This is a genomic window from Aliiroseovarius sp. xm-d-517 (assembly GCF_013283135.1).
GTDB lineage: Bacteria > Pseudomonadota > Alphaproteobacteria > Rhodobacterales > Rhodobacteraceae > Aliiroseovarius > Aliiroseovarius crassostreae.
This window is the reverse complement of record NZ_WBXT01000001.1, coordinates 2,335,983-2,356,307: the sequence shown is the minus strand read 5'-3', so window position 1 is coordinate 2,356,307 and position 20,325 is coordinate 2,335,983. Positions and strand designations below refer to the sequence as shown.

Annotated in this window: 1 protein-coding gene (cut by a window edge); it reads right to left on the bottom strand. The window is 56.5% G+C overall.

Translation table 11 applies throughout. The features are described 5' to 3' along the window. Nucleotides 1-20,325, bottom strand: partial view of a DUF4347 domain-containing protein gene (locus XMD517_RS11305; RefSeq protein WP_173488010.1) — the beginning only. 20,370 nt of this gene lie to the left of the window's left edge; the window shows 20,325 of its 40,695 coding nt (coding positions 1-20,325); its start codon is at nt 20,323-20,325; its stop codon lies beyond the left edge, outside the window.

Here is a 20,325-nt window from a genome sequence, read left to right as displayed (position 1 = left end):
GATCAACCCGGCAATTGTTTCACCCACGAACGGAACTTCGACCGTCGTCGTGGCGAATTTCACGCCATTCACGACCCCCTGCATTTGTTTGAACAGGTCGGTGAAATTCAATGGTTGGTTGGCCGCAGCCATCAGTTTATCAAGAACTGAAGTGTCAAAGGAAAACTCGTCCGCGAACTGGTAACTTACAGCCACGACACCCGTCTGGCGGAAAGCACTGAATGCGACGGCTGTCGATGCGTTCGCATCTTGATACACAAAAAGCTCTGGACGCGTTTCACTGATGAACTGACCGGGGTCAAACGACAGATCGAAATCCACCACTTTGGTTTCAAAGCTGCCAAGTGAATCATGTTCGATGCCTGCATAGACCGGAACCGAAACCTGCAAACTTTCTTCGCTGGCCAGCTCAAGCGCTATCTGATCGACGCTCAATCGCGACGTGCTCAATCCATCGCCGTTAAGACCCATCTTCAGGAAACGGGTATTGGCATCAGGGGCCAAAGCAGAGCCATCTCTGTTGACCATCTCAAAGACGAACGGATCGGCCTCTGACGTGCCGGTGCGCGCTTCGGCCGCGAATTCACCGACCTCAAATGAAACCTCCATATCGGCCTGATCGGTGACCACGTCAAAATCGACATACAGATCCGAATCAGCACCGATAAAGGCTTTGGGTGCGCGCACATCGTCAAGATTCAAAACCAGGTCCAGCATCAGGCCCGCCGACATCTCGAACGCGCCCTTGAAGTTGCCGTTCATGGCGAACAGTTTGGCCAATGGCCCCGCCAATGCGTTGTCCATTCCGGCCATCACAGCCGCAAGATCAATATCCGTATCGACCGTTTCACTCACCAGCTTGCGAATGTTGATGCCGAACACCAGATCGTTGCGATTGTCCTGATTGCTCGGGTCATCATAATTAACGCGTGCCACCGTGACACGGCTGTCGACGGGCTTGTCGTCAGCCCCAAGACCGACATCAAATCCAAGCGTCGCCAACTCGGCATCCAACAATTGCTGCATCTGCATAAGGTTGTCGTCCAACCCTGCCACGACGCTGCTGATCGAGCGGAACAGCGGCACGATCCCAAGTTTGCTATCAAGGGAAAAATTCAGCAACGGCAGTTCAGTTGTTAGGATGTCGTTGCCGATCTCCCCCTCGGTCACAATCGAGGCTGACACGGTTTCAATCAGGTCAATAAGCGCGGTAAGCGACGACCCAATATTCAAATCACCAAATAGCCCAGTGAAATCCAAATCAGGCATCGAAATGTCGAAGTCAGGCAAACTCGGGAATGCCCCGATGCCAGGAAGGTCCGGAAGATCCGGAAGCGACAGATCAAAAGGAATATCCAGCGACGGCAGGCCTGGCAGGCTCGGAAGAACCAAGTTTGGAACATCGAAATCAGGCAGATTCAGGCCCGGCACATCCGGAAGCCCCAAATCGCCCAACCCGAAGTTGATCGACGGCAGCGAAAAATCAAAGCCAAGATCCAACGCCGGAAGCGTGGGAAGGTCAATATCCCCGATCCCACCGGAAATGGCGATCGGCAGGTTGGAAAACAGCCCTATCCCCGAAAAAATGCTGGAAATTCCCAGATTGGTGGCACCAGCCGAATTCAGCACGCGCACGAAATCTGTTGTCACACCATTTTCGGTTACGCTGGTATCCACGCCTGCAGACTGCGCGACGGGGCGCAGCGCCGCATAGACCGGATCGCTGCTTAGGTTTGTCCCTGCGTTGCGCAAAAACTGTGTAAGGCCGGACGCCATAGCCGGTGTCGCATCCACCGTCTGGACACTGCCAGCCGCCAGATCAATCGCGCTATGTGAGATGAACACCGTGCGCTTTGCTTCCGATACCGTCACGCGATCTGTATCAATCGCCTCACCATTGATTGTAACCGAAGCGCCAGCGGCGGCATCGGCCAGCGTTTCAAGATGATCGGCTTGTGTGGTCGAATTTTCGGCGTCTTTCGCAAACAGATACAGAACCCCGTCCTCGGTGACCGTGACCTGCGAGACATCAATAGACTGGTTTGCCGTTCCGTCGGAATATTCAAAGGATGGCTGATCGCTGTCATACCCAACCTTATGAACTGCGGGTGGCGTGGCAGACGATCCTGCCAACCAAAGGACATCAACCGTTCCACCATTGGGGTCTGTCGACAAAACAACATAACTTGCGTCCGCCGAGGACAAGACCATCCCAGGCTTAAGCTCACGCAACGCGTTCAGCTTTTCTTCAACCTCTTGGACATTGTCGGCTTCGCCACCGGACTCCAGCGTCAGTTGCAAGGTCCGGCCATCATCAGCAAAACCGGCCTTGGTCACGTCAAAAGTGGTTGTGCCATCGCTAAGCTGCGTCATCAACGGCAAGGACAGTCGAACGCCCTGTCCCTGTGCAACAGGACGGACTTCGCCTGTAAACGCCACTTCCAGCAGATCAGTATCAACCGCGCGCCCGATCACGACGGCATCCAAGCCATTGATCGTCACTGCGGTGCCCACAGGTGGCAGATCAGCCTGCCCTAGTGTTTCCGACAGTTTGATCGTCGCGCGGCCGGTGTCGCCGTTCAAAGCAATTGCATCTATCACAACACCAGCGCGCAAGACCGGCGCCTGCAACAGATCGACCGATGCCGAACTGCCGTTGACAGTTGCTGTCAATTCGGTCCCGACCAAAGTGGGCTGTTTCATTTCGCCGGACAAATCCAGCGTGACGGTCGACCCGCCCACGGTGGCCGCAGTCGTGCGGCCAATCAAGCCGTTTCCAAGCGGTACAAGCGCCCCGATCTGTGGCGCGGTTTCCGCAGTCAGTGGCGCGGCCATGGTCAAGGTTAACGTCTGACCAGCCAAGGCCGCCCCTGTCGGCCGAAGTCCTTTGGTCAAAACTTCTGTTCCGACCATTTCCACAGACGTACCATCGGCCAGCAGCAGCATGCCGCTTTCGTCTGTCGCCGCCCGCGTGGCACTATCCCACCCCTCAAAGCCGACGCTCAGATCACCAATGTTCGAAGGGGCCTGCCCGAACCACATGTCTATATAATGGCCCGTCGGATCACCGTTCATGTCATATTCTGTGAGGATATGGTTGCCGAAAGATGGGCCTGTCGTCTTAACTTCTGTGACATCCGCAGATGTATCATCAGCCGTCTGGATCGCACCTTTGATCCGCTCAAGCTTTAGCACACCATTCGGATCAGCGCTTGTGCCGGTATTTGGCTTGAACGCCAGCACCTTGAAGATGGCCCCATTGCTTTGCTGTAAGGTCAAACCGACCAGACTGCTCAGGTCATCTTCAATATTGCGCAGCGTCATTGTACCAGCGTCGATCTCGATGCTGGCATCGCCGGTCAATGCGGCAGTGCCTTCGGCAAAGCCCAAGTCAATGCTGGTCGCGCCAACAGGCGTCAGGACCATCTGATCAATCGCGAAATCTATGCCGGTTTCATCACTGAGGTAGACCGACACCTCGGGGGTTTGTCCAAGGGGTGCCGTTGTCTCAACTTCAAACAACAGGTCGAACACCATGTTCGACGTGGCTGCAATATCGACCTGACCACCGCCATTGAACTTAAGCGGGCCAAGATCGACGCCCAATGCGTCAGACAGATCGGCGTCAGACACCTCCAACCGCTCACTGCGTTGAAAATCAAGATTTTCAACCCGGATATTGGCGCGCATCTGGCTGTTACCGCTGTCCGCAACGGGTGCCAATTCAACCGAAATCGTGCCCGATCCCAAATCACCGAACACCATTTCCAAAGCACTGCGAATGGCGCCCTCGACGCCATCAAGCGTCTGCGCCCCCGAGGCTTTTACCGTATTAAAGGCGTCGCGCAGGGCACTGATGCCTGTCAGATCGTCAAGCGATTTTCCAATCACCGGAATCTGGGTGTCAATAAGCCCGTCACCGTCGCTTTCACCCAAGATCACATCAAGGGCGGTAATCACGCCATCAAGCACGTCAGCGTAGCTGAGGTTTGACAAAGCGCCCATCGCCTGTTCGACACGTGCCTGATATTCGGCCGTCAGAAAATCAACCAAGCCAGCAGGGATTACCAGTTCGGGCAGCGCAAAGGTCGCGCCGTCCAATCCTGCCGATGCCCGCATCACGGCAACCGCGCCATCGCCCCCCAAAGAGGCACTGACAGGCACGAACAACCCGATTGAGGCGCTCATGTCTCCGCGATAGCCGATATCATCACGCGTCTGTCGCAATGTGTCTGTTGCGCCGGTCGCAGGCGACACGCCAAAGCCGGTGGCGCCATCCAGTTCCACCGCAACATATTGGTCGGCGTCGCCATAAATCGCGCGGATCGTTCCGGTGGCGCCAGTCTGCGTATCTTCGACAGACGTTCCAACGCCAAAGCCATCCACGCTATCTACCGTCAGCCTTTGCCATGTTTCAGCGACGCCAATGGCGGTCACGGCAAAACCGTTGGAAGCGGACAGTCGGGTAAGCCCTGTTGCGGTTGCCGTCTGGCTTAGCACTGCATCGGGTGCGGCCGACGTTAGATCAATGTTTAGGGCGGCATCGCCTGTCGTGGCCCAAAGCCGCGAGCCGACGTTCGCAATCTTCAGCAAACGATCACTTGCACCCGACCACTGCGGCGCATCAACATGCAACGCTGCGGTGACATCCGCCAGGGTTACTGTCGCGGTATGAGTCTCGGTGCCGTTATCGGTGTCATCATCAACCTCCAGCTCGGTCGTAAGCTCAAGATAAGCCCCTGCCTGAATGGCGCTAAGAAACCCGGATATCTCGGTGCTTGTCAGGGCCAGGGCCCCGGAAACAAGCGACCCCAGATCAAATAGCGTCGTGGTTCCACCCGCCGCCACCAGCCGCACACTTGCTGTTTGATTTATCGCGTCAACGATTTGGTCTTTTTCTGTCTGATCCGGGGCGGCTTCGAAGGCGATATCGCCTTCGCTCAAATCCGCCCAGGTCAGCGCCAGCGCGGTGGCCAGATCACCCAAAGTATGCGAGGCCGTCGCCCCCGGAATCACGCCGAAATACGCAACCTCAGTTATATCGGTAGCGTTGGCGTCAGGGTCAAAGGTTGCTGCCCCCTGATCAAGGCGCAGCGTCGTTCCGTCGCGGTCAAGAAGTTCTGCGCTTGTGGTGCTGGCAACCTCGTTCCCGACAAGGCGCAATTCAACGATGCGGGTCGTTGCATCGGCCAACGCAGAGGTATCTTCGACACTCAGGTCGTATGGCTTCAACGATGTGACGCCTGTGATTTGCGTTTGGTCCGTGCTGAACGGAATCCGCGCATAGCCCGCATCATCGGCACCTTTGATCCCGATCGAAAGCCCGGCTTTCGACGGCACATCATAGACCTGACCATCAAGCGCAACATTCACCGGCGCGACACGCAAGGTATCGGCGGCTTGAATGACCGATGCTGTATCAACTGGCTGCAAATCTACGGTCCGGGCGACGGGGTCCAAGCCCGAAACGCGGAACCAACCGCCGGGCCCACGCAACAGACCCACATCCATAAGCCATTTACTGACCGGCGTGCCCGCAGCCAGCGTCACGCGCTGTACAGTTTCGCCCGGCGAGACCGTGATTTCGGAAACACTGTCGACAACGGCACTTGGGCTATGCAAGGCACCACCGGCAACAGGGGCCGCATTATGCCCGACCGCTTGCAGCCATGCCGAAGTGTCAGACACACGCTTAACAACGAACCAACGGCCCGCATCATCAAGATAATAATTCCCCGACTCCAATGTGCCGGTCGACTCTGGCGTCAGCGTTACCTCATAGCGGACCGATTGATCAGGCTGGGTTGCTGCGTCGCCAACCGCACCCAAAATGCGCGTGTTAGCATCAATCGATTTGGCCAACTCGCCAAAGCGTGCCGTCGTCCCATCGCTAAATTCAACCAGGCGATCCAATGTCGCTGTCTCGTTCAACGCTCCGGTCTGATTGACTGCGATAAGCTCGTCTTGGTCAAGTGCCACAACCGCGCCGGTCCAACTGCCATCATCGGCGGCTATCAGGTCACCACTTGCGAAATAGCGATCCGCCCCATTGACAAGGGTGGTGCGCAGTTCGGACGCCTCGGGGCGATCGACACGTGAAATCGTGAAACCGCCGCTTTGCACCTTGGCGTCCACCACAAGGCGCAGGCGGTCTTGCGTTGTAAAGCTATTCACCGAAACGGCATTGTCGTGCTCGTCAGTCACCGTTCCGGATGGGGCCAACAGCGTCAGGGTGCCGCTTGTGTGGTCCCAACCTGTCACGATCCCGTATTTTGCGTCGGCGCCGACAAATGTCTGAGCAACAGAGGTTGTCAAAACTTGCCCGATTTCAAACGTATCTTGGGCAAAGGACGCCGTTCCCCCGTCGGGCAGGCGGCGTGACAGCGTCAGCGTTTGCTGCTGTGCATTCGGATCGGACGACAACCACATGACAGCGCCATTGATTGCAAGGTCCGGTGCGAACACGTCGGTCCCACTACCGGCAAAAGTGTCCAACAAGTCTTTGACACTTTCGGACAGGCCCAAAGAGACGCCCGTCTCTTGCGCCAAACGCATCCCAAAGCCAAGATCAAGACCGCTGCTGTCCAACAGACGCAATTCGACGGGTGACAACCCATCGCCATGCAGCTCAAGGTTCAGCGCCAGCGCCGCAGTGCCATCCAGACGCATTTCCAGATCTACGCCGTCGCTCAGGGCAGACCCCGAGATAGGACCAAGATCGCCAAAATCGCCCAGCGACAAGGTCACATCATTTGCAACCTGAATAATCTTTGCGTAGTCCACATCAACCGACAGGGACCACTTGTCGTCTTCAAGGTCCGTGTAGCTGAGATTTATCAGGCCGCGCGGCAAAGACGGATCGTTGTTGATTGCGTCCAGCCACTCTTGGATCGGCTGATCGCCGGTCGGCAATTGATCCAGAACGCCCGCAAGAATGGTTTTCAGATTTGTCAGCTCGTTCAGTGACTTGCCGACAAAGGGAATCTCTGCGCGCAACAGGTTAGCCGCCGTCCCCTCGCCGTTGACAACAGCATCAAGCCCGCTTCGGATATAGGACACAAGCTGTGCCGGGGTGATCGACGACAGGTTTGCCAAAGCGGCTGTCACCTTGTCCAACTGACCTGACAGGTAGTCGGCAACATCCGTCATTGCAGGGCTGAATATCCCGACCGCCTGATCACCTGCGGCGGTGCCCAGATCGTCAAACAGCTGCTTAAGCCCTGATAGTGACCCGTCGCCATTAGGATCCACATCCAACTTGGCGAAATCGCTTAGATCCATAGTGGTGGACAGTGACCCAATCTCTTGCCCAATCAGATCAGAAACGGCTGTCAAATCGACCGATATTTCACCGTTCAGTTCGGGGGCCACGCTCTCGGGATTGAACAGGGGCACGTCGCCTTGATACATGTCCAGCGCATTCAGCGCCGCACCTATGGCGGCGACATCGCCACTGCGAAGCGCCTGTTGCAACAGCACGTCTTCGGTATCCAGCACCATCCGCGCCGAGGTTGCATCAGTCGACAGCACCCGACCATGCACCATAACCGTGCGCCCGTTATAGTCCGTGGGACCAAAGACCACGCTGCTTGCATCGGGGCCAGAGGCAGTGCTTACGCCATCCAGCGCCGCAAATAGCGCCATGCCTTCGGCTGAGTGGCTGTCGAACGTCACATCATAAACAAACGGCAGATCCGCAATTGGGCGCGGTTCTGGCTGGGATACGACCGTGGCACCGGGGGCCAGCCCGGTTAGCCGAACATTGGACCAAGTCCCATCTGACAGAACACCGGCTGGCAATAGAATCCGCAGGTTTTGCTCGGACAGGTCTTCGGGCAGCACGATGGGAAGCGGCAACGACATCGCCGTCGTCTGTCCGCCGACCTCGTAGTCGAACTCAAGCAAGGCATGGCTCAGGCCATCATAATTTGCCGCAGAAATACCTGAACCCGGCGCGAAGTTTACCGTCGCGGTTTGACCTGTGCGATCCGACACTGTCACGTCATATGTCGCATCGACAATCACGCGGTGCAGACTGTCGCCCTCTTTCAAAGACGTTTGTGCGCTGCCAATGCCTGTCTCGTGCAACAGCATCTGTTCGCCACCGGCAAGAACGATACCGATCCGTTGCTTGCCCAGCGCGATATACTGTTCATCGGTCGCATTTTGATCATTCACCAAACCGTCGGCTGCACCAACATTGCCCAGACGCTGTGACGACCCGGTTACCAGCGCACTGTCCAAAGTCACGTAGGTAATCGTGCCCCCTTGGGCCGCTGCTACACCTGTGGTGTCGACTGCACCGGCCGCCGCGCTTTGGAGTGTACCCGCCGTGTCAATAAGGTGATACGCCTGACGAATGCCATCGGCGCTTTGGTCATCTGAAATACCTGGAAGCCCATAGCGCAGCGTTGCCTGTCCCTCGCCACCTGCGCCACCCAGATAAATTTCGCCTCCCGACACCGAAGCCGCAAGCGCATCGCTACCAACATCGAAGCCAAGTTTCATAGCAACATCAGAGGCCCCGGCGTTGAAGCCAAGCGTCAAACCGCTCCCTCCGCCGACATACAGAACCGGTTTTGTAAGGTTTGGATCATCTGCCAATGACCCCAGGGATTGCAACGAAGCATCCGAGGACAGCGCTCCACCAAACACCAATGTGCCAGACAGCCCAACACCCGCCTCAAGCAGGGCCGACATGTTGGCCTCCATGATGCCGTCCAGACCCAAGGCTTTGGCCAAATCCAGCGCCAACGCCTGATCAAAGACAACCGCCTCGTCAAAGTTAAGCGTCATCTCAAGGCCGCGCAGTGGCACGACGCCATTCCAGACCGACCCCGGCAACGTTGAAAAATTAAGCCCGAAAACCGGCGGTGACACCCAACCTGCCAGTGACGAAAGCGCGTCATTGACGGTTTCTTCCAATGTCAAAGCGGCCTGAACAAAATCCTGTCCACTCAGCGCGGTCAGGGCAGTTTCAATGGTTTCGAACACATCGGAGATAGGCAGCATTTCAGACAAGGACTGTCCGATAAACGGCAACTCGCTATCCAAAACCGGGCTTGTTGCGGTCGCATCGTTGCTTTGACGAACCCATTTTAGGGCAGTTTGTGTCATGTCAATCAGATCAGTGACACTGAATGAGGAAAAATCATCCAACTGCGGCATCAACAACGACCGCAGGTTCAGATCGGTGGGCACATCCAGAAATTGCACATCCAGAACGGGCATTGTGCTGGACACATCCGAAGGTGCCGATATCAGACCGCTAAAGCGCGCGTCTTGGAAGCCGTCAATCGGCTGCAACGCCTCGCCGAACATACGAGACAGCGCAAGCCCCATTCCAAAGGCGCCCTCGGCAGATAAATCCACACTGCCTTGATGGTCCACTTCAACCGCCAAGCGCGCGCCAAGCGCGCCTAACTGCGCGCTAAGAGAGGCGTCAGAGGCAGGTTTGGGTGTGATGTCGCCTGACCGGCCCAAGACAAACCGCGTATCTTCAGCGATAACACCGAAAGTGCCAAGACTGCCCGCATCCAAAGCAAAGGACACATCGGTCGGGCCCAGATCGCCCAACACCCGCAATTCAAGCGGCGCAGCCGTTTGCCCGTCTGCAAGTTCTTTGAAGGTGCCATCCTGCAAGTCCTGCTTCACGAACGTAACGGTTGGCTGGCCTTCGGTGTCATCCCACCCGATGCGAACGGTCAGATCCAGCCCCAACGACAACGCATAGCGCAGATAGCTCTGATCCTGCGCGCTGATACTCAGCAAACCCGGCTGATCAAGGTTAAGTACTGATTTCAGCGCCTCCAAATTGCCGATTGGCAATTCCGAAAGGTCCATCCCAAAATCAATCTCGCCATTCAGGATGCGCGTGCCTTTCAGCGACAGAATAACCGCCTCGGACACCCCGGATGTTGCGTCGGGCTCATCCGGCATCAGGCTGACGGCCAATTCGTCCGGCTTAAAGCTTAGCGGATCTGTCGCATCGGTCATGGCCTGATGGATCAATCCGGCGGCATAGTCCAGCGATTGGTCCCCTGCCTCTTCAAGGGCCGATAGCGCCGCGCGCAAACTGGATTTGACGCCAGTCATCTCTTCGACGGACTGCCCCAATCCCGGAATGACCATGTCCAGCAAACCGTCTTTGCGATCCAGATCGCCAACAACCTGCCCCAACAGATCGCTAAATCCAGCCTCAAACCGTGTCAGGTCTTCCCAGCCAGCCGCCATCTGGGCCAATATTGCCCCGTCCTGTGACAGCGCCGCGGTCATCGCGTCGACTAAAGTGCCATTGGCAAAGCCAAGTTTCGGGGCGGTATACTTCCCGTCAACGTAAAGCGCCGACAGGTCGGCTGTTCCCAAATCAAGGGGATAGGTCTTGTCTGCCACCACTGTTGCGGTCACGTCCAGCATAGCATCTGACTTGAATGCAAAGGCGGATGTCGGCACCAATCGCGACGGTTCGAACGCGGCCACAATCGGTTCAAAATCAGGCAAGCCATCGTCTAGCTTCAAACGCAAGGCCGTGCGGCCCAATTCCAGCGGCGCGGCCTGTGTGCCACCAGTGACCGCAACCTTGACACTGTCGGCACCGAAAACGCCACTGCGGAATTCCATAAGCGATCCCGCGCCCGTGCCGTCTTTTGGCGCAAGCCCAATGACCAGGTCGGCCCCTGCCCGCGTGCCAAATTCGTCCACCGTTTCCATCGGCAGATAGGTCACATCGCTTGCGCCGGTAAACGTCGTCGACGTTTGCGCGCCGGTCCGCAGCTTGATGGAATCACCGTCCCGTAACGTGCCCGAGTTCAAAACAAACCCCGCGCCCGAACTGTTCGCGCTTGCAAGCAGACCTCGCCCGACGACCGCACCGTCGCGGATCACGGCAATATCCTCGCCGATATGCTGTGAAAGCGCAGACGCGTCGAAACCGTCCCATTGCGTACTGACACTCGACAGGTCTATGCCAAACTGAAACGCCGCCAAAAGAGGCGCATCTTGGGACATTTCGAACGTCACATTCGCATCCGAAGATGCAATGCCCACCCCCGGCGATGTGATCAATACCCGGTCGGCATTCAGATCATCGCGCACAATATCGCCGACATCAGCAGGATCGAAATCACCCTGCAAATCAATTTTTAGAACGGTCATCGCCGTTGCGTTATTGGCATCAAGGCTATCGTAGAAATCTGCGCGCGGTGCGTCCTGTCCACTCCCAAACGTGTAGTCGACACTGCGCACCACACCGGTTGCCAAGGTCGTTCCATTGCTATCGCGCAGCCGCAGGCGATCACCATTGGCAAGGGTATCGTCTTTGGTTCCGGACAAAAGTGTCCGAACCTGGTCTTGCGTCAGGGTTATTTCAGATTTGTTTGTGACAACAGTGCCGCTCAGATCAAGAACCAGATCTTTTACAAGCGGGATCTCGGGCGTCGGGATGCCGAAGAATTCGGCAAAATCGCTCAGGTCAAGCGCCGTGCCTTCACCTATTAGTTGATCAGCACGGATTTCTAGGATGACGTTCAGGCGATTGACCTCGCCCGCGTTCATTTCGCCGGGCGCCTCAAGCCTGAGCGACAACGGAGAGTCGCCCAACCCTTTGTTCACAATCGCATCCAACTGGGCAATCGACGTGGTTGGCGCGGAGGCAATCAAACCGGTGATCTGATCCAAACGGTCATCGAGGTTGATCAATTCCGCAAGGCTTTTGCCCAAAAGCGGTATGTCTTGATAGAAAACTGCCGTTCCGGTCGCTGAAGATGATGGGGCAAGCATAGCATCAAGCGTATCGGCTATGGTCTTGGCCAATCCCGACAAAGCGCCGGTTTGTGGATCAGCCGAAGGCAAGACGACCTGATCCAACCCGCTGAGCATGCCAAACCGCAGGTCCGACATGGAGGGCGGTGTAAACGCATTCACCGCTTCAACCGCTTCGCCGGACCCTGCCGACACCGTGGCCGGCAAGGTCGCCGTGGCCAAGAAATCAAGCAAGACCTTCTCGCTTGAGCTTTCGAAGCTTGCCTGTGCCTCGTTGGCTTTCAACGCCAACGCCAGAGTTGAGAAATCAATATTGGGAAGATTTTCGGATTCGAAATCGCCCAATATACGATCAAAGACGACACCATTGTCGGAAACGGCCGCCTGTAATGCACTTAGATTGTCCTGAAGGGCCGTGTTGGATGCCACCGCGTTTTGGAACAATGCAATTGCATCGGTCAGCGCCACCAAATCAATGGCATCCAAGCGTGCGGCTGTTACGACGTCCCAATCAGGCTTGGTAACGCCTGACGGTAAGCCGCTGATATTGTCATACGCGTCCGCCGCAGTGTCGATTTGTGTTTGCGCCGCAACCTTCAGCGTTTGCGCATTGGCAACAAGCGTCTCTAACGCAGTCAAGGCGATGTGCACTTGTGATAGGCGTGAATCGACCGTCTGCCCATTCGCAACAGCCGTTGCGGCAGCCCGCAGCGTTTCCGCCAGCTTGACCACCTCTTGACCGGCACGCAGATACAAAGCCTCGGCCAGCGTGATCGCGTCCATCGTGTCACGCGCCACATCCAAGTCGATACTGGTCGCGCGCTGAACCTGCAGGATATAGTCGGCCAGCGACGAACCTATCGCGTCCGCGTCTTGCAACCCTGCAACCACCGCAGCCAACGCCGCAGTCAGGTCACCGACATCCGACATCGCATTGGCGCGGTCCGTCAAAGCGGTCGCGCTTTGGCTGGCGCGGCTAATCTGCGCGTTCACGACCACAAGCTGTGCCTCGATCGCGTCAAGCGCTTGTGCGATGGCCGTCGGTTGTGCCAGTGGGTCGCTTGCTGGAAGCGCCACACGCGCCACAACGTCTTTGACTGTCGCCGAAAGTTCGCCCAGTCGGTTTTCAAGGCGGGCTTGCTCGACCAACACGGCGTCGACCTCGGTTGCAAGCCTTACCTTTGCGTCTTGCCCGGCGGCTGTTGCGGCATCTGCCGTCACAACCGTACCAGCCACATCGCCCAACGACTCCAACCGGCGGATGGCCGCATCTGCACGATCTTGCAAAACGCCCAACGCACCCGCCATTTCTGTCTCGGACGTCGAGGTATCAAATTGATCAACGGCCTGCTGACGGGCCGACTGGATGTCAGCCACCACAGCGTCAAGCGCGGCTTTTGCGGCGGCCAAAACCGCCTGCTTTTGATCAAACGCCGTGGTCGCCGCAGCGACATCCGACAAGGCCTGTTCCAGCTTGTCGGCCAGCACCAAATCATCCGCTTTCGCCACGTCGGCCAAATCGCTTGTCGTTCCCGAAACATAGGACGGCAATAGCTTGATACGGTCTTCGACCTCTTTCAGGGTCGCCTGGGCATCGTCCAACAAGATTGCGGCTTGGACGACATCATCGGCTTTGTCGGACACATCACCGGACACCTCGGAGGCGAGATTAACCTGCGACTGCAAAGCCGCAAGCGAAACTTCGCCTTTGATCGCATCCATAGACACCGCGCCGCCAGTTCCCGGCGCCACCGAAAGCGAGAAACGCCCAGCGTCGCCCAAAACATCCAGCGTGGCCGCATCAAAATCGAAAGACGCGTTTGCAGTTCCAGCCGTTTCGCCATCCAGTTCAAGCGATACAGATGAAACATTGTCTTCAGGCAAAAGCGATATCGACTTGTCCGCCTCGGTCAGATCAGCCGCGCGTTGTGCGCTTGCAGATCCCGACGCAATCGTAAAGTCGATTTGACCTTGCGCTCCTGTGCCAAGACGCACCTCACCCTCGGGCGAGATCATGATCTTGAAATTTGGCTCAACATACAGTTTCGCATCGCCTGTCAGGCGATCGCCTTCCAACCCGGCATCGAAATCGGGTGATCCAACCGTCAGCCCCAACAAAGCGGCCAACTGTTCACGGCGCAGCGTGGCGCTGGCAGAATAATCGACCACCAGTGTCGGCGCAAAGTTCAACACCAACTCGCCGCTGCGCACGTCATAGCCAAATCGTACCGCATCCGGCATATCGGCGACGTCCTGACCGCCCACTTCCGTCTTGCCATATGCGGTGGCCAGCGTCGTAGCAGCGGCTCCAATTGAAGAATTGGCCAAGTCTGGGTTGTCCAGCTTTGTCGCCAGCGTTGTCAGCCCAAGCGCCTCGCCAATTGTCCGAACCGAGCTGCCGCCGTCTGTTGGCTTCGTCAAAACATCCTTAATGGTCTGCCCGCCGGAAAACGGCAGTTTGACATCCAACAACCCGGCAAACATACCGTCAGCGTCGCTTAAAGCGGCGTTCAGGCGATCAATCGCACCCTTGATGTCGCCATCATATGTCAGGTCTTTGATGCCGTCCGGCAGTTCGCTTAATTTCTGATCGGCGAAATCAACGGTGATTTCGGCCTTCATCACGGTTCCATCGGCAAAAATCGCAAGACGATCCAGCGCTGATCCAGTTGCCAGTGTCGCAGGCAGACGGAAGGCCGAGTTTACCTCCAATGTTGCCGGAGCATCCGAAGCAAAGGCATACACCCTTTGAGTTGCGTTCGGCGCTGTCACCTCGGACCACAGCAAGCTGGCCACAAAAGGCGCGTTATCCATTCCCTCTAACAGATCAGCAAATACAATTGCATCAATGGATGTCGGCGAACGGAACGTCAGTGTTTTAGCGTCGACATCATGAACGACTTCAGGCTCTGAAATCTGATCATCAGCCGGCTGGATCACAATGGAATAACCATTCCATTGTGATCCTTTTTCGGTTGCATCGAGGCGAATGGTGTTGCCCCCCGCAATCAAGAACCCACGCGCTTGGCTATTGGCGTCGCCATGACCGGTTACACCCGTGATCGTCCGATTTTCCGTTTCCGGGCCGGTCGATACAATGCCTTGAACCGTGATCAGGCTTTCTTTCTTCCACAGCGTATCGTCCGTGAAATCAACGACGGTCGGCGCGCTATCGCCCAAATACCGGTAAAGATCGGTGCCACTGACGTCATGCACCAAGTCGCCCTTGGCAACCTCTGAAAGGTTCAATTGATCCGAAACGTGTTGCGCAAAATCGGCCAGTTCCAGAGGCACCGCACCCGCATAGGTGAACACCCGGCCCTCTTGCCGCGCCCCCGGTAAGAGATCGACAATCAGCTTGCCTGCGGCCCCCGGACCGGCGCTTTTCAGGCCGATCTCAAACTGGGCCTTACCTTCGATGTCGGCCACGATCCCGCCGGAAAAATCCAATGCGCCTTCGGCTGGGCGGTAAACAAAAGTTGGCGCAAATGTCAGCGTCTGACGATCAGTCAGATTGGAAAACACCTTGTCGCCTATCGTGGCGCTGTCATAGCGATAGGTAATGAAAGGCCGCGGATCGCGCAGAGTGGTCGAACTTAGAACGACATTGCCGGTGACTTCGGACATCTCAACAAAGGGGTCAAACTGGCCACCGTTCCGCTTTAGACCAAAATCAATATTCAGGTTAAGATCGGCGCTTAGGCCAAATTCGTAGCCATCAATATCGACATTTGTCCCATCCAGCGTGATCCCCATCGCCGAAAGGTCAATCAACTGGTTCAGGGCGTCCTGACCGACCGATTTTTCCAACGTGATCAAATCGCGCAAGGTGACCCGATAACGGACTTCATCCAAAAGCTGGGCATCCGCACTTTCTACGCGCCCGATATTCTCAAGGAACGAAGCCGAGTCCGGGGACTTGACTGGCGTGCCAGATCCCGTTTCGTTCGGCAAAAGCGGCGACGGCACTTTTGTGACCTCAGCCATTTCTGACAGTCGCACCGCGAGATTATCAACAAAAGCGACAAGATCGGCGTCGCCCGCAGGGTGCATCGGCGCTTCGCCGGTCATGTCATATTGGTTAAGCTCTGCCAGATGCTCCAAAATGACATCGCTCAAATCGCTATACGCGACACTGGCGGCGGGATCTTGCAACAGGTCAAAGTAACTTGCGCCCTTCAACAGCGCCATGGGCGCATTCATGAACTCGCTCAACCCGGCGCTGGACGCAACAGTGCGCTGCAACAAACGGTCCAGTTGCGACGTGCCCCCGGATTCAACCAGCCAAGCCTGATTAAAGCGCTCGGCAAGGGTTTCCAAAAGCAGCGACATTTCCCATTCGGCGTCATTCACCAGAAGGATGCGCGGATCGTCGGCGCTTAGCTCGGCGAAACCGTTTGCTTCAAACAGCGGCGTATAGGGTGTCACCCCATCCAAAAGCCTATAGGTTTCGTCATCTTGTAAATCGACCGGAAGCGACTCTGCCGTGACATTCAGATTGATCGGCAGACTGAATTTATAGCCAACGGTGGACCCACTTGCCTCTGCCGGAGTGATTGTGGGCGACGCCCCACCAAGGATCTGAACTTCGGTGCCGCCAGCAACCTCTACGTCACGCGTTTCCGCCGCAAAGGCGACGTCAAGATCAAGCGTCGGCGTGTCAATTTCCTGCTGCCCGATAAAGCCAAGATCCAGCATCAACTGGCCAACTTCAGTTGCCGTATCAAGGCCAAGATCAAGCGTGAACAGGTCTCCGCCATTTCCCGTTCCGGGGTGGAACGTGGTGGCAAAGATCAGCTTTTGATCCGCCCCAGCAACATCTGTCAGTTGATGCCGGATACGCGCTTTGACCGAGGCCGAAGCATTTGGTTTCAGCGTGTAGCTTGCACCAGACAGGGCAAGCGTGCTGAGTTTTGCAAAATCAATGGTAATGCTCGGCAGACTGGCATTGTTGATGTTGACATCGAATTCGACACCATCGGCCGCACTGCCAGTCTTTGAAAGGTTTGCGCTATAAGACGACGCAACAGAATTGTTGGGACCAAACAAATTGACTGTTTCATCCAACGTCTTGTCCGCATTTTCAGACGCATCAAATGCGGCGGCTATATCCTTGACAAGGAAATCGTAAAAATCGGCTGTCGCCAGTGTGCCCGCCGTATCATTCACGATCATATCGGCAAGGCTATAGCCAACGACCGGTATCATCGCCTTCATTTCCGGGGCGGACAACAAACCGTTCAGGAAGGCCTCGCCGATCAAAACGTCAGACTGACGCAAGGACAGCAGGTAAAGCGCATTGCTGCGGTCGCTATCCCCCATAAACAGATCGTCGCTGCCGGTGTTCAAACGCCGCAAACTATCGGCGGCGTCGCCGCTCATCTCATACGTGGTATCAAGAACGGCCTCGGCGGCTGTTCCATTCAAACCACGCGGATCGCTAAAATCCAGATCGAACGCCAACTCCCATGCCAAGTCACTGAAATTTGCGGCGTTCCACCCATCCGGCGACAGCTTGAAAGTCTGGCTTAGGCCAAGACGCAGAGTGGCCATATCGACCACCGGATCGCCCGGCAAATCTTGGTCTAATGGCGCCAGATTGGTATCGGCTGAACGCACATCCAACCCCAACGTGATATCCAAATCATCGCTTTGGGTGGTTGCAGTGTCATTCACCGCGTAGGCAAACCCAAGACTGCTTACCAATGTGGTGTCTGCCACACGCTCACCAAGATTGGCAAACAGCGGGATTTCCCCCCAAACCGCGCGCCGACCTTCTGTTTCTTCCAGCGTCAGGCCTTTGAAATCGACCTTCAGTTCGTTGGCAGTGCTGTCGTAGGCCAGCGAAAAGGCACTGACTTCGGCGGTTTCGGGCAACGGCAGCACATTGCCAGTGTAGGCCTCCAAGCCCAGCGCATCAAAGTCTATAGCCGATAAAACGGCGTTCAACTCGGCGGCGGAGTTATCTGTTCGGTTCAACCAGCCACGCGCGATTGCGTCAGCAACCAGTTCCAGCTTGTCAGCCAGAATCGCATCGCGATCCGGCAGGCCAGTGCCGCTGTCATTCGTTGTATCAACGCCAAATCCGGCCAATTCCGGAAGGGTTGTCAAATCCGCAACCTGTTGTTCAGCGAAATCGACGCCACCGGTTGTGTCGGCCTCGCCGTCGCCCAACAGATCGCCAAAACCAACATCAGGATTATCAACAAACGCCTCACCGTCACGCACGACAGGCAACTGCGTTTTGTCGAGGGCAGATTTGTTTGTCGCCGGTGTTACAACCGATTTGTTGACGGGCACCGGCAGAACGCGCAGGTCATTGATGACCTTCTGAAAGCCCAGCAACGTCATGGCATCATGGCCAACCGGGTGGCTGAGTGCCACCTTCGCGGCCAATTCATCCAGCCAGGCAACGACATCAGGCGCACTATTGGCTGCCTTGATGTCGTCCATCACCTCCAGACTACCAAGTAAATGTCTGGCATCTGGGACAAAACTGGGGGCAGTCGTGAACACGCCACCCGTCGCGTAACTGTTCGCAAATTGCCCGGCCAACAGGCTGTCACCAAACGAAAGCGGCATGGCCTGAACCCATTGACCGCCGGTTACCGCATCCACGCCACCGACCGCACGGATATACCGCTTGATTTTCGACACCTCGACATCGGGCGTCACCGCAAATGTGTTAGCCTCCGCATACGTCCCTTGATCAACCAAAGACAGGTCAAACAAGCTGTAGGTATCTGCGGCAACCGTGTCATCAATCCGCCCCATGACATCGGCAAGCGCCATATCACCAGACACGCCGTTTTCGACGACCGACACCGTGGCATCAAAGCCCGGCACATCGACAACCGCAATCTCTGAGGACGCTACGATTTCAAGGCGGGTGGCCGTTGTTTCATTTGCAACTTTAACAGCTGATAAATTGTTATTGGATGCGCTCAACGTCAAACCATGTTGCGCTGCCAAATCCGCCAAGGCAGTCGCAACTGCGCTGGCCGCGTCAAGGCTGTCCGGCACGACGAGCAGGCGGTTTTCATCGCCAATCGTAACGCTCCAGAATGGGTGCTCTGCTGGTACGGCCGACAAATCAATGCTCGTGCCCGAAGCATCGGGCGCGACCATGCGCGCAAAAGTCGAAATGTCTCCGGTCTGCGCATACACGCTTGAGGGTGCCGCAACCATTTCGGCCAGCTGCGACCGGGTCACAACATCACCGACCACTTTGTTGGTCACCGAGATCGTTCCATTCGCCACAGCAAAGCCGCCGGTCAACGCAGGCGGAAGACCAATCCAATCACCCGTCAGGCCAATCGTGGTCTCAAGGGTTTGGGTCGATATATCGACCCGAACATTGATACCCGACACCAAGGATAGGATGCGTGACGTCAATTTCTGGGCCGGCGGTGCGGCAAACCCGTTGCTGACAAGATTGGCTTGCAGGGCTTGCGCCATACTGCCCGCCGTGGTCCGGCTGGCATCTTCAGCCGATCCTACAAAGGCTTGTTCCAGCCGTTCAATCTGCTGTGCAGTCCAGTTTGCCGAATCCGCATCCAGCGTGCCCGCTGCCGTCATTTCGTTGAAAGCAGCGGTATAAGCCGCTGCACCGGCAGACGCGATGGCCGCCTGAACATAGCCCACAACCCCGGGCATGCCATTGCCGATCCATTCCAGCGGATCTTTATCCTTGTATGCCGCATCGGACAAAGAATGCGACTCTGCCGCCCATGTCGCATCCGACGCAATCGTCGCCGCGCTGAACACACCGTCGGCAATGGCCGCATCGGCGCTTTGTTCAAAGAATGCGCCCAGCGATAACGCGCTTTCAGATGCAGAATCCAAGGACGCACCAGTCAAGACACTTTCAAAAACGCTAAGGCTTCCAAGGGTGCCGATGCTATCGCCAAGATTCAGGGCCGTTGTTTCGATCTCGCCCACCGATGCTTCTAGCATCCAGTCCCCGCCGGTGCCTGTCGCGTTAATCGACGCGGCCACATCAGCCCCTGTCAAAAGCGCCAGACGCTCGGGCATCATGCCCTGACCGACATCACACCCGTAAAGCATCAGATCGCCCTCGGCGCTAAGCGCAGCCTCGAACGCCAGAACCAGCGGATCATCTGCTTTGATATCCGCATCGAAGAAATCACCGCCAACGCGAAGCGCATCCGCGCTGCCGTGGGTCAACCAATGGACTGCATCGTAGGTCTCACCACGCAACGCGCTGATGATGTCCTCGGCGCTGGAAACCTCGACGATCCGTTTCCCATCCTCGACGCCAAAGCCTATGTCGGTCAGCGCCGACCCAATATCGCCAAGGGTTCCGGCGCTGGTATCAAGCAACACCAATTCCCGTGGCTCTGTCTCGACTGATACCTCGCTTGTTTCAGCCGTCGTGTTTTCCGGCTCAACAACCTGTTCATATTGCAGGTCCGCATCATCCCGATCATCGGGCGCATAAGGGATAAGATCCACCGAAAGCAAAATTCTTTCCTCTAGCGGTTCGACCGATATTTGCCGACGACCCGCCAAAGGTTTGCTTTTTTTGTCAAAGATCTTGTTCAT